This window comes from Pontimicrobium sp. SW4 (assembly GCF_039954625.1).
Classification (GTDB): domain Bacteria; phylum Bacteroidota; class Bacteroidia; order Flavobacteriales; family Flavobacteriaceae; genus Pontimicrobium.
This window is the reverse complement of record NZ_CP157199.1, coordinates 1,131,875-1,145,713: the sequence shown is the minus strand read 5'-3', so window position 1 is coordinate 1,145,713 and position 13,839 is coordinate 1,131,875. Positions and strand designations below refer to the sequence as shown.

Annotated in this window: 13 protein-coding genes; 3 read left to right on the top strand and 10 right to left on the bottom strand. The window is 31.3% G+C overall.

Annotated elements, in window-relative coordinates:
- Nucleotides 1-51: 51 nt before the first annotated feature.
- The 4 genes from bshB1 to ABGB03_RS05465 are packed head-to-tail and all read right to left on the bottom strand — an operon-like array spanning nt 52 to nt 3,294.
- Nucleotides 52-774, bottom strand: a complete 723-nt coding sequence (gene bshB1 / locus ABGB03_RS05480; protein ID WP_347925514.1) for a bacillithiol biosynthesis deacetylase BshB1 — start codon at nt 772-774, stop codon at nt 52-54.
- A gap of 56 nt (nt 775-830) precedes the next feature.
- Complete coding sequence (gene rlmF / locus ABGB03_RS05475; RefSeq protein WP_347925513.1) at nt 831-1,721, bottom strand: 23S rRNA (adenine(1618)-N(6))-methyltransferase RlmF; 891 nt, start codon at nt 1,719-1,721, stop codon at nt 831-833.
- 46 nt (nt 1,722-1,767) lie between these two features.
- Nucleotides 1,768-2,121, bottom strand: coding sequence for a four helix bundle protein (locus tag ABGB03_RS05470; protein WP_347925512.1), 354 nt, complete (start codon nt 2,119-2,121; stop codon nt 1,768-1,770).
- An 18-nt stretch (nt 2,122-2,139) separates the two neighbouring features.
- Nucleotides 2,140-3,294 carry an aminotransferase class I/II-fold pyridoxal phosphate-dependent enzyme gene (locus ABGB03_RS05465; protein ID WP_347925510.1) on the bottom strand — a complete coding sequence of 385 codons (1,155 nt, stop codon included), beginning with the start codon at nt 3,292-3,294 and terminating at the stop codon, nt 2,140-2,142.
- Between the two features lie 57 nt (nt 3,295-3,351).
- Between ABGB03_RS05465 and ABGB03_RS05460 the strand changes: the two genes are divergently transcribed.
- Nucleotides 3,352-3,927, top strand: a complete 576-nt coding sequence (locus ABGB03_RS05460; protein WP_347925508.1) for a pseudouridine synthase — start codon at nt 3,352-3,354, stop codon at nt 3,925-3,927.
- Nucleotides 3,928-4,093: 166 nt separating this feature from the next.
- Here ABGB03_RS05460 and ABGB03_RS05455 read toward each other — a convergent pair whose 3' ends face one another.
- The 4 genes from ABGB03_RS05455 to ABGB03_RS05440 form a co-directional block, all read right to left on the bottom strand.
- Complete coding sequence (locus tag ABGB03_RS05455; protein ID WP_347925507.1) at nt 4,094-5,500, bottom strand: MATE family efflux transporter; 1,407 nt, start codon at nt 5,498-5,500, stop codon at nt 4,094-4,096.
- Between the two features lie 429 nt (nt 5,501-5,929).
- On the bottom strand, nt 5,930-6,595 hold the full coding sequence (locus ABGB03_RS05450; protein ID WP_347925506.1) for a response regulator: 666 nt from the start codon (nt 6,593-6,595) through the stop codon (nt 5,930-5,932).
- Between the two features lie 2 nt (nt 6,596-6,597).
- Nucleotides 6,598-8,247, bottom strand: coding sequence for a tetratricopeptide repeat protein (locus ABGB03_RS05445; RefSeq protein ID WP_347925505.1), 1,650 nt, complete (start codon nt 8,245-8,247; stop codon nt 6,598-6,600).
- 41 nt (nt 8,248-8,288) lie between these two features.
- Complete coding sequence (locus ABGB03_RS05440; RefSeq protein WP_347925504.1) at nt 8,289-8,441, bottom strand: hypothetical protein; 153 nt, start codon at nt 8,439-8,441, stop codon at nt 8,289-8,291.
- Between the two features lie 85 nt (nt 8,442-8,526).
- Between ABGB03_RS05440 and ABGB03_RS05435 the strand changes: the two genes are divergently transcribed.
- Nucleotides 8,527-8,730: a hypothetical protein gene (locus tag ABGB03_RS05435; protein ID WP_347925503.1), complete on the top strand. Its 204-nt coding sequence runs from the start codon at nt 8,527-8,529 to the stop codon at nt 8,728-8,730.
- 75 nt (nt 8,731-8,805) lie between these two features.
- Complete coding sequence (locus ABGB03_RS05430) at nt 8,806-9,582, top strand: hypothetical protein (RefSeq protein WP_347925502.1); 777 nt, start codon at nt 8,806-8,808, stop codon at nt 9,580-9,582.
- Between the two features lie 20 nt (nt 9,583-9,602).
- On the opposite strand, the gene ABGB03_RS05425 is transcribed toward ABGB03_RS05430, so the two are convergent.
- Both ABGB03_RS05425 and ccsA read right to left on the bottom strand, forming a co-directional pair.
- Nucleotides 9,603-10,562: a tetratricopeptide repeat protein gene (locus ABGB03_RS05425; RefSeq protein ID WP_347925500.1), complete on the bottom strand. Its 960-nt coding sequence runs from the start codon at nt 10,560-10,562 to the stop codon at nt 9,603-9,605.
- A gap of 67 nt (nt 10,563-10,629) precedes the next feature.
- A complete protein-coding gene (gene ccsA, locus ABGB03_RS05420) occupies nt 10,630-13,824 on the bottom strand; it encodes a cytochrome c biogenesis protein CcsA (protein WP_347925498.1) in 3,195 nt (1,064 codons plus the stop codon).
- Between the last annotated feature and the right edge of the window lie 15 nt (nt 13,825-13,839).

Here is a 13,839-nt window from a genome sequence, read left to right as displayed (position 1 = left end):
GCGTGTGCAAATGTAAATTATTTCAAATTTTCTACAAAGATTTTTTTGCAATTATTTTATATCATACAAACTATCTACAGCAACATAGCGTTCTACTGTAAACCCTTCACCATGATCTACACCAATTAAACGTCCTAAATCTCTAGCACGATAAACAATACTATCAGTAAAATTACTACTGGAAATTGGTGTTTCAGGTTCTTTACTAGCTGGATCAAAAAATTGCGTTTTATACGCCAATACCGAATCCATTTTTTTATTCATAAATCCAGTAACATCTACTACAAAATCTGGTTCAATATTTTTCCATTGTATGTAATGATACACGTGTTTTGGTCTCCAAGGTTCTTGCCAACCATCTTCATCAGGACATTTAGTATCAATTTTTAGTAAACCACTTAAAAAACAGGCATCACTTACTAATTGGCTTCCTTTACCATGATCTATATGTCTATCGTCAATAGCATTGCATAATACAATCTCCGGACGATACTTTCTAATCATTTTTATAAGCTCTAATTGATGCTCCTTATCATTTATGAAAAAACCATCAGCAAATTCCATATTTGTTCTGGTTGCTACTCCTAAAGTTTTAGCTGCTTCTGTAGATTCTGCATCTCTAGTTTCGGCAGTACCACGTGTACCCAGCTCACCTCTTGTGAGGTCAATAATACCAACTTTTTTACCATTAGCAATTTCTTTGGCTATAGTAGCTCCACAGCCTAACTCTACATCGTCAGGATGGGCTCCAATTGCAAGTATATCTAGTTTCATGTAATTTATTATGAATTATAAATGCAAATTACGAATTATCGGGTAATCTAAAAGAACTATAATCGCCAATCTTTTTGTTGTTCACTTGTTAAAAAAGTCCAAGCCACTACTCTACTTACTTTATTTCCTTGTTCCATACTAATGACTTTCACTTCTTTAGCTCCAAGCTTTTTTAAAGACTTCTGCATAGATTTAACTAAGTCTTTATTTGACACTAAACTTGTATACCAAAAGTTATTAGTTTTAAACAAAGAACTTTCATATAAGTAATTATGCAGAAAAGCTTTTTCCCCTCCTTGATACCAGAGTTCATTGGCAGTACCACTAAAATTTCTAATAGGAATTGCATGTTCCATTTTCAAGCCTTTTAACTTTCTTATAGTTGCTTCTGTGGCTTCTTGTTCGCTTTTATAAAATGGAGGATTACACATACTTAATGTAAAAGCATCAGTTAGCTTAATAATTCCTTTTAAAATATGAGCATTATTTGTTTGTAAACGCAACTCAATATTAGAAGCTAAATTATTTTTATCAATAATTATTTGAGCATTTTTTAATGCTTTAACATCTACATCTGTACTAACAAAACTCCAATTATAAACACTATAACCAAGTAGAGGATAAATACATGTAGCTCCAGTACCAACATCCAAAACCTTAATTGGATTTGGTGATTTAAAATTCTTAAGCAAATCGGCTAGATAATGGATATAATCTACGCGTCCAGGAATAGGTGGACATAAATGATCATCTTGAAACTCCCAATAATCTACAGCATAATAGGTCTTTAAAAGTGCTTTATTAAGCAATTTTACTGCTTCTGGGTTTGCAAAATCAATAGTTAATGTCCCATAATCATTTTTAAAAATATAAGGTTTTAACTCAGGGACAGATTGAGATAATTTTTCAAAATCATAGTTTTTTTGATGTTTGTTGTTTTTATGCAAAATGTATTCAATTACGAATTTTCAATTATAAATTATGACTGATTAATTAGGAATTACGAATGGTTTTTTGAATACTCCCAATAATTCGTAACAATTCTTCTATATCTTCTAGCAATGGCAGACTTTGCTTTTTTGTTAAAAAATCAGTATCTGTCAATAAACGCAACCAATACTTAGTTTCTCTAGCTTCTTTATAAGCAATTGTAAGTTTAGCATAAAAGTCTTTTCGTGATTGTCCTCCAATCGCTTCTTCAATATTAGCTCCAACAGAGGTAGCTGACCTTAATAATTGCTTTGATAATGTGTATTCTTTTTTATCCTCACTGAGGTGTTTATAAAGCTTTACAATTTTGATTGCAAATGCATAACTTTTAACTTGAACTACATTATCACTTTTCATATTCTTAATTAATCATTCCTAATTCCTAATTCTAGCTAACGCTTGTTCGATATCTTCCATTAAATCATCAACTTCTTCCAATCCAACTGAAAAACGTATTAACCTATCACTAATCCCTTGAGCTCTTCTCTCTTCAAGAGTTAGTGATGCATGCGAAGTCATTACTGGCAAAATCATGGTACTCTCCACGCCTGCTAAACTCATAGAAGGTTTTATTAATTTCAATGATTTTAAAAACGCTTCTGCATTCAAATCTTCAGCTAAATCAAACGATAGCATCGCTCCAAAACCTTTCATTTGCTTTTTTGCTAATTTGTAATCTGGATGACTCTTTAATCCAGGGTAATACACTTGACTAATTGCCTTATTCTTATTGAGGATTTTTGCTATTTTCTTAGCATTTTTTTGTTGCGCTTTTACACGAACATTTAACGTTTTCATGCTACGCTCCAACATCCAAACCATAAAGTCACTTAAATTACCTCCAAGGTTTTTAGCTAAATTCCAAATAGCATCAATGTTATCTTGAGAAGTTGCTACTGCTCCAGCACTAATATCGCTATGACCTCCAAAGTATTTTGTTGCGCTATGCAGCACAATATCAATCCCAAAATCAATTGGTTTTTGAATTATTGGCGTCGCAAATGTATTATCAATAACTGATAATATACCATTTGCTCTAGATAAGTTAGCAATAGCTTCTATATCTACTAACTTTAGTAAAGGGTTTGAAGGCGTTTCAATATATATCATCTTAGTATTAGGCTGTATACATTTTTTAAAATCATCAACATGTATACCTTTTGTAAAGCTATATTCAATATTATATCTACCAAATTGTTCTTCAATTAAGTTTCTTGTACCTCCATAAATATCATTTTGCAATATAATATGATCACCAGAACTTAAAAACGCCAACAGTGCTGTACTTATAGCTGCCATACCTGAACTGAAAATCATAGCAGATTCAGCTTTTTCTAAAGCAGCTATTTTTTTTGCTAGATATTCCTGATTTGGTGTGTTGAAATAACGAGGATATCGTTTTATATCAACATCCATAAACTCATAAGATGATGACATATATATTGGCGACACTGCACCTTTAAACGTTATATCTTTAACTTCTCCAGTATGCGTACAAGTAGTGTTTTCTCCAAGGTTTTTAGACTTCATATAATAGTGATTTTAACGATATAAAGTTAGAAAAAAAGCGATACATTGCATCTTATAATGCAGCAAGAAATTCATAGTCATTACATATTGCATAAACCTTACGGTTATTTAAGTCAGTTTATTAATAACCAGAATAAGCGAAAGAATAAAAAGCTACTTGGTGAACTTTATAATTTTGCTCAAGGCACCATGTCTATTGGTCGTTTAGACGAGACTTCAGAAGGCTTATTATTACTTACAACTAATGGGAAAGTTAGCTCGCATATAACTAGCAACAAAGTTGAAAAAGAATATTATGTGCAAGTTGATGGGCTAATTACTGATGAACAAATCAATCAATTGCAAAATGGAGTGACTATAACCATTCATGGAAAACCATACAATACAAAGCCATGCAAAGTTTTTCATGTTAATAGTCTAATTAATTATCCTATTGAAAAACGCCATGTCCGTGATGAGCGTCATGGTCCAACTTCGTGGGTGTCTATAACACTCACTGAAGGAAAATTTAGACAAGTACGAAAAATGACAGCAGCTGTTGGTTTTCCAACTTTAAGACTAGTACGTGTTAGAATTGGTGATATTAAGCTAGATCTAAATACAGGAATGGTTAGAGAAGTTAAGCAACTATAATCCTTTCGATTTAGCGATAATAGCTTTTAATCTTTCTTTTCGTATTTCTTTTTCTCAGTTTTAATCTTGTTCTTTTTACGAGTCATTAACTTGCTATGCTTAGCTTTATTCTTTGTGTTTTTTTCACGTCCTTGTTTTCCCATACATTCTTACTAATAGAATTCGTTTAAACTTCAACTAGCTTCCACTTTCCTTTTTTAAACCAAATAACACCAATAACTGCAATAAGCACTTCTGCTAAAGTAATAGCAGCAAACACGCCAATTGGACCATAATCTAAAGTAATAGCCATGAGATAAGCAAAAGGTAATTGAAACAGCCAAAAACACACAAAATTAATATATGTAGGTGTTTTAGTATCTCCTGAACCATTAAAAGCATTAATAACAACCATACCATAGCCATAAAACACATAACCCGCTGCAATTACTCGCAAACATAAACTTCCATACTTTATAACTTCTACTTCAGAAGTGAATATGGCAATTATTTGTGGTGAAAATACTAAATACACAATGGATACTAACAACATAAAAATAGCACTATACTTTCCTGTTAACCAAACAGAGTTTTCTGCGCGTTCTGGTTGTTTTGCTCCTAAATTTTGACCTACAAGCGTTGCAGCTGCATTACTCATTCCCCAAGCAGGCATTAAAGTAAACATCATCACACGAATAGCAATGGTATAACCAGCTAGTACTTCGCTACCAAATTCACTCATAATTCGCATTAAAAATACCCAACTTGAGGTGCCAATTAAAAACTGACCAATACCACCAAGTGATACTTTTATTAAATTCCACATCACTCCTACTTGCAGAACTAAATCTTTTACAGCAACTTTAATTTTGCTATAACCAAAAAATAAGATACATAATTGGAATAACACTGCACTACCACGACCAATAGTAGTCGCAATAGCTGCACCTTCAACACCATGTGCCTCAATAGGACCAAAACCAAATATAAATATGGGGTCAAGAATAATATTAAGTCCGTTTGATAATATGAGTGTCCACATGGCAATGGATGCGTTTCCAGCACCTCTAAAAATGGCATTGATTAAAAAGAGTAACATAATGGTAATGTTACCGCCCAAAAGTATTTGTGTGTAACCGTAACCTTCTTCTATAAGATCAGCTTCGGCTCCCATAATGCTTAAAATTTCTTTAGGATATAATATCCCAATAATACTAATACCAATAGCTACTGCTGTTCCAAGAAAAATAACTTGTACTGCAGCTTGCGAAGCTCCTTTTAAATCATTTTCGCCTACACGCCTTGCTACTACAGCTGTAGCTGCCATACTTAAACCAATGGCAACAGCATAGACTAAGGTGATTACAGACTCCGTTAAACCTATGGTTGCTACTGCATTAACGCTTACTTGTGATACATAGAATATATCGACAATGGCAAAAATAGATTCCATAAGCATCTCCAAAATCATAGGAATAGAGAGCATAAAAATTGCACGACGAATACTGCCCGTTGTAAAACTTTCTTCTTTACCAGACACAGCAATTTTGAAGTACTTGAAAAATTGTTTAATTGAAATTTTGTTAGATGACATAATTGATGATTAAATATAGACATAGCTAAATACCATAAGTATTTTGCAATAAAAGGTCGAAAAGAATTTCGACAAGACGAAAGTGGATTTAATCAATCATAGCAACAAATATGAGAATATAACTTGATAATTACAAGTATCAATAAAAATTATGGTCAAATAAAGAGAGTAAGAGCCCCTAGTTTAGCTCTTAAATGTATTGTATGCTTATAATTTATAAGAATTAAAAAAAACTCAGCTTTTTACTTTAATTAGATAACAGAAATTAAATATTCCATAACTGATTATACTTGTTAAAAAAAGCACGCTTCAAAAACAAAGTTTTTTAACGTGCTATCTTTCGTTCTCCCTAAGAACTAATTAATAGCACAATAATATAATTTCAATAAACAACTATTTTACGGATATCCGTAATATTTGAAAAAAGTATTAAATAAGACCCAAATCTTTTACTATTGCCACTAAATGTATAGCATTATTTGCCTTAAATTGTATTCGAAGTCTGTTTAATCGTTTTTCAATTGAACTTAGGCTACTAGGGGACATATTATTTACTTTGAAAAAAATACTTATTTCATCTTGAGATAATCCTTTAGATAATTGATTCACTAACTCTACATCATAATCATCAATTTCTAAACTTGCTTTTGGACTTAAAGCATGTTCTACTTTAGGTGACAAATAAACGCCATTTTTATAAACCTTTTTAACAGCTTTAGATAATTCAATTAATCCTTGCCTTCCCTTACAAACGTAAGCATCAGCTTTATGTTTATTTATAATCGTTCTAACTTTTTGCAACCTATCCTCAACAGAATATACTATAATCTTTAAATCAGGGAATTCAATTTTTAATGCTTTCAATAAATCTTCACCTGAGGCATACTTTTGCTCTCTATAGTCTGCCTTAAAAGATAAATCTGTAATCACTAAATCAAAAGGCTTATTATCTAGTATTGCTTTTTTTACTTTTAAATAAGCATCATCACAATACTGCACTTTCTCTACTTCTTTAACTCCTAAAGTATCAAGGATAGATATCACTCCTTGATTTATACTTCCTAAATCGTCTGCAACTAGAACTTTTGTAAACATATCTAAATTGTAATTATGGCTTTAAAACCATTGTTAATTTCAGATTCAAAATTAATTGTTCCGTTTATAGAATGTATACGGTTTTCCGCATTGCTCAAACCTCCATGCATTTTTAAGAGACACCCAATACCATTATCTTTATACACAATAGTCTTCTTGTCTTTAACTTCACTAAAAGTGACAACAACTATAGAGGCTTTACTATGCTTTTTCATGTTTACCATTAGCTCTTGAAGTACCCTATACAGCATTGTTCTTTTAATTTCCGATAGTGATTTCCATTGAATTTTAGATAATCCTTTTGTAATAACAGCAATATTATCCTGTTTAAAACTAAATAGCAAATCACTTAATAATTCTTCAAATTTTTCGTCAAAATTAATGGCTATGTTTTCTTTTGAAATGTCTCTAGTTTTGGTGTAAATATGCTCTAAATCATCCAAAACATCTTCATGTATATTACTATCCTGTTGCAACTTTGTCATTACATGATATACATCATTAGCAACTTCGTCATGTACTTTTTTTGAAATACGTGTTTCTGTATTATATATTTCTATATGACGGCGCTTTTTATGTCTAGATTTTAAAACAAAATATAAAAATGTTGCTATTAATAATACTAAAACAATAATACCTTGAGCTACCAGTGTTCGACGTTGCAGTTCCTGTTCTTTTAATTTTGATTTATAAAGTTCTTCGTTTTTTTTACTCAAATCATATTTATAAGCAGCAAATTTATTAGTATTTACCTGTCTCGCTTTAGTAATACTATCTGTCATTTCTTTATACTCTCTTACATAATCGTTTCCATTTAAGTCGACTATTAATCCCAAAGCATTTTGCCTATATGAAGTGCTATTAATTAATTGAGACATTTTTAAAGCCTTTTGAGCATACTCATTAGCTATAGCCTTATTGTTTCTGTCTTTATAATGTATAGCCAAACTATAATAACTAGAATACATTCCTTTAGAATATCCAAACTTTTCTCGTAGCCTTAATCCATCTTCCAAATAATTAAGAGCTTTATCTGAGTTCAATTTTGAATATGCAAATCCTAAATTATTTAAAACTAAAGCTATCAATAAAGTATCTTTAGCTTGCGATATTAATGACTGTGCCTTAAGTAATTCTTCTTTAGATTTTAAATAATTTCCTTGATCCTTAAAAACATTTGACCTATTATTAAAAATTCCTATACTATCTTCAGCATTTTGGGCGTTTAACATTGCATTATTATAAAGATCTAATGATTTTTCCACATTACTTTGCTCTCTATATGTTATTGCCAAATTAGTAGTTAACGATTTTCTAAGCTTTTTTAAATATGGCGTCTCTTCAAGCTTATCGATTAGATCAAGAGCTTTAATATAAGTGTTCTCACTTTCAACATACAAACCCCCTTCTTTTTCGATCATTGCTAAATTGATCAAATGAAATATAATTAAAGTAGTATCTTTCTTTACTAAAGCATATCCTTTTTTTTCGTTAAAAAAAGAATATGCTTTAGTAAGACTCTCACTGCTTTTTGGATTGCGTGCTATATTTTGGTAATACGCTATACTATCCTTCTCTTGAACGGCAAAACTCACCTTACTAAAAGTGAAAAAGCATATAAAAAAGAGGAATAAAATTCTTATTAATTTCATTCCTCTAATGTAAAAACAAATTTTTAGTTATTCTTTATTTATTAGTTACCATTTGGTGGCGGTGGCGGTGGATCATTATCATCACCACAGCATACTTCTGCTGTACTTGCATTTTCATCTAAAGGTTGAGGTGTACAAGAAAATAATCCCAAATTGAGGAAAACCGTAAACAATATTATAGATATTTTTTTCATTTTGTTGTGTTTAAAAGTTTGACATAAGTGTTGCTGTCCGATAACTTATATCGGATAAGCAAATGCTTACAACACTTGAATAACTTTGAAGAGAAAACCCTTCGTCGGGAAGTATGGAGAGCAAGAAGTAAAGGGTATTTTACTTCCCAATAGCAATAACATTTACTTTGCTACTCCAAAATTAGAGTTGAAGTTCGCAAGCTTTATTGCGAGTAAAGCGGCCATCAACTCTTTAACAAATGAAAAGAAAATTACTATTAGAATGTGGAAAGAAAATGGAAGAAATTAGGAAAGATTATGGACGAAAATTTTCATAATCAATTTAAGATGTAACAAATAAATTGAACTAATAATTAATTCTCTAATGCACAGAAAAATAATAATTAAGGCTTTTGAAAAGGCTCGGAAAGAAGCCCAAAAAAAAGGTATTAATCATCCCTCTAATAATTTTTTGGCAAAAATTTTATCTGATTATATTTCTAATGAATTTAAAACTCCTATTGGAGAGCGAAGGCTTAGAGATTATTATAAGCTAGCAATTCATAAAGGAATCAATGATGAAGGTGATATTAACATCACTCAGCTCAATGTTGTTAACGCTTTATGTGAGTATCTAGGATATAAAAACTATCAGGATTTTGTAGTTAAAAATCGCTTAAAAATTGTTTATGAAGATAACTCAAATGAGGAGGATACACTTATTACTATATCTCCCGAGAATATTTTAAAGAAGAATGATCGCATAGATATACGCATACGAAAAAATAAAATTGTACTCTCTATAAGTATGCTTGCAATTATTCTATTAATGACTGTAGTATCTATGAATAATCGACGATGGATGCGATGGCAAGAACACCAGTATGTAGAAGTGGAATTTAGTATAAACGAGTTTAAAAAAGGAAATTTAAAATTATATAAAGAAGAGCGTTTTAGTCTTTTTAAAAAAATTATTCCTGATTGTTATACTGTTTTTTTTGACACAGATGGAAATGAAAAAATTTGGTACGGAAGAAATGAACAAGAGAATATGGAATTTTACACTTTTTTAGGATTACATCCAATAACAAATAAAATTTTAAAACCTATAACACCAAACATTATAAAAAAACATATATGTGCTACTTATTCACAAAGTTAGATATCATTAAAACTATTTAACTATTGCATTCTACTTAAATCAGCCTCTGCTGATACGTATCCAAATCCAGCCCAATTTCCTGTTTTAATAATATTTTGAAACATACTAATAGCCTTGTCTTCATTGCCATTATAGAAGTGCCAATTAGCAATACCATATTGTGTTGCTTCATTTGCACCAACTGAGCCATTCTCTAGTTTTAACACTTCATTTTCTTTACGCAACCCTTTGTAAAATAATAACAAATCGTGATAGGCTATGTTTTCAATAATCTCCATATCTTCTGTTACAGGATTTAAAATAGAAGCTGCTTCATCTTTCATATTCATTCGCTGTAAAATCATATATAACCAATGTCTTGTTGCTACTTGCATATCGTCATTTTTTGAAGCTTCTAAGCAATCAGAAAATGATTTTAAAGCCATTTTAAGGTCATTTTTTAAATAATATGCTAACCCTAAATGGTAATAAATATTTGTATGTAAACTTGAAACAGGTGTGTTGAGTCTATTTGGAACACCATCAGGCTCTATAACATCTTCGGAGTCTTTAATAAGTAGAGCAGCATTTTCAAAATCAGTAATAGCATTATTAAATTGTCGTGTGCTTATGTATCTATGACCTCTATGCCTTAAAAATCTGGCGTCTTCTGGAAATTCATTAATACCTTCAGTAAATACTTCTATGGCTCTCTTATAATCTCCTAAATAAGCAACTCTTCTTCCTAACCAAATAATATTATCTGCTAACTTATCATTGCTTTCATAATCCTTTAAGGCCTCTAAGTATTTAACAATTTTAAGAGAATCTTTTGTTGCATCTACTTGCCCACTAATTAAAGGCGTGTTTAATAGTGACATCCCTTGCGAGGTGTTAATTTTAACCTTATCAAGGTTTTCTCGATTATTACAACTAAAAAACACTAGACCTACTACTAGTAGTATGGTATTGGTAGTACTGAATTTTTTGAAGAATTTCATATATAAAATTTTGATTTCTAAGGTACTAAAATTTAGTTATCAAAATTATTCTAAATACTAAAAATGATTACTTTTTATAATACTTAGCATATTTTCTATAAGCCAAAATTGCTACTACAGCTACTCCTAAAACAGCACCTAGTATAAAATACACACTTATTTCTTGGTCATCTTTAGCGTAACTATGTAATCCAGCTAAATAGAAGTTAACGCCAAAATAGGTCATTAAAATACTTGCAAACGCATAAATAGAAAACACATTAAATGTAAAGCGACCTCGAAGCCCAGGAACTAAACGCATATGAATTACAAAGGCATACACCATAATACTAATAAGCGCCCAAGTTTCTTTAGGATCCCAACCCCAATAACGTCCCCAACTTTCGTTTGCCCACATACCACCAAGAAAGTTACCAATAGCTAGCATTACTAATCCTACCGTTAATGCCATTTCATTAACTATGGTAAGCTCTTTAATGTTCAAGCCCATTTTAGCTTTATTATTCTCGTTTGTAAGAATCATTAATAATAATGATACAACTCCTAAAATCATACCTAGAGCAAATGGCCCATAACTACCAACTATTACTGCTACGTGAATCATTAACCAATAACTATCTAAAACTGGCTGTAAATTTGCAATAGAAGGGTCCATCCAGTTCCAGTGTGCAATCATTAATATCATAGAGGTTACAAATGCAGTTGAAGCCATAGTTATATCACTTTTCTTTCCAAATAGCAGCCCAAATAACATCGTAGCCCAAGCTACATAAATCATGGATTCATAAGCATCACTCCAAGGTGCATGACCAGAAATATACCATCTTACAATAAGTCCTGCAGTATGTAAAATAAATAATCCTAAAATGATGTATTTAAATATTTTAACAGCTAAGTTGATCCCTTTGCTTTTATCTTTAAATATTTGGACTATTAACAAAATAAACATAAGTGTACCTGCGTACATATACCAACTAAATAGCTTTTTGAAAATATCGTATTTGTTATAGGTAATTTCAGCATTAATCTTTTTATCGCTTATCATAACCTCAGCACCATACTTTTGCTGTGTTTTTTTAATGGCATCAAGTAACTTGCTACTTTCAGAAAAATCTCCAGACTTTTTTCCTTCGTTAAGCATATACAAATAAGCTTTAAAACCAGTGTTTATAAAGTTACCATAAAGTGAGTCTCTAAGTTGAATTTTTTGGTCTCTATAATCATAAGACGATATCCATTTATTATTATCATCCTCTGGAATTGGGTAAATCTTTAACGATTCGCCATTAAGCGTAGAGTAAAGTAAACTAACACGTTGGTTGGCTTCTCTAAACTCCTTTTGAATAGCTGTTGGCACTTGAGCTCTAGTCGCCTCAACCATATATGGGTCCAATTTATACTCTCCTCTTTCGGTAAAAAATTGTGCGAAAGTGGCATACTTTTCAGATGGATCTAAACCAATAATACTTCTTATTGTATCTGCTTTTTTAGCTTTTAGATAAATAAGTGGCACATTATACCATAAAATAGGACTCTCTTGTATTGATAAAAACACTTGATTTGCATCAAACTCTTCGTACGTGTCGTGTTTACTTAATTTACGTAGTAATTCAGAAGCATAGGTGTTTATCGGCTTCATTCGTCCATCGAAATCCTGAATTACCAAACGCCCAAATTTATCGGCTTGTTCTTTAGATATAATATTTGCTCTTAAAATAGAGTCTACTTGAATTTTATTAATTGTTGATGATTCATGTTCATGACCATCATCTTCTGTGTGCGTTTCCTGTGCACTAAGTCCAAAAGTGGTTGCTAAAAATAAAGCAATACACATAGCCGCTTTTTTAGCTTTTATTTTTTTGAGGCCTTTACGTAAATCATCAAAACGTGTATGCTTCGCAAACAAAATTGCCATCAATCCAAAGTACAGTAAGAAGTACCCTAAATACGTAATATTTGTTCCCCAAAAATCATGATTTACAGATAGAATTGTTCCTTTCTCATCACCATCAAATGAGGCTTGAAAGAATCTATATCCCTTATGATTCAAAATGTTATTCATATAAATATGAAAATCGAAATCACCTTCTTGTTCATCTAAAACAGTGACTTTACTTTCATAAGCTGAATAACTATTTTCTGTTCCTGGATAACGCTTTGCAATAAAATCATTAAGTTTTATACTAAATGGCAACTCAAAAACTTTTGAACCGTATTTAAAATGAAAATCCAGACCTCCAATAGTTACTTTTTTGAAAGCATTACTGGTACCCTTACCTCCTAGTAATTTTACCGTTTGCGTTTCGTTATTTGCTGACACACTTAATACTAATCCATCTTCATCATTTTTTAGCAATTCAGATTTTTTTACAACATCAAACACCCCTTTTATTACAGGTTTAGGAAACACCAATGTTTGGTTTCCTATAATATATCTAGAACGTAATACTAATGGTTGAATACTATCTTTAACCAATTTACCTTGAGCTTGTGTTGCCATAGTCATATACTCACCCTCAAAAGGTGATTGAATAGTCAATGAGCTATCTGTATGTGTAATATTTACTGCGCCATCTGTAGGTGTGTTTAAAGCATACAAAACGTTATGAATACTTTGCACTTGACCTTCTTTTAAAAAGTGATTATGGGAACCACCCATTCCAGCTTCTACAATCTTTAAGTAATTTTCACCTAAATCGTCTGGTACAATATCTTCTTCAGCTCCAAGAATAAATTCTTCAAGCTTTATACTTACAGGTTGATCATCATATCTCTCATTTCTTACAAAAAAATTATCAAGTCGATGAGAAAAATCAGTTTCATATTCTCTTGGAAGACGCTGCTTTTGTCCATTAATAACGTAATCTCCATCAATATAAACCGTTAAGTATGTCTTTTGAGATAAGAAAGTGCTTTCGGTAGCACCTTCTCGAATTGCCATCATACCTTCAAAACTTACATATCTAGTAATAAAAGCACCAATGAAAATAAATATAAAGGCTAAATGTAATGTTAGAGTTGCCCATTTCTCTTTTCTTAAAAGGCGATATCTAAATATGTTTCCTATAAAGTTTATGGTAAATAAAACCATAATAGTCTCAAACCACCATGCATTATAAATAAGTGTTCTTGAATATGGCGTTGGCGACGTTTCTTGTCCTGCATCCATAAAAGTTCCTATTGCCATTGCCAATGCAAAAACAATAAATAAAGTAGCAGTAAGTCTTGTAGAAAAAAGAATATTGGAGAGTTTTTTTAACATAACAGAAATCGTCTT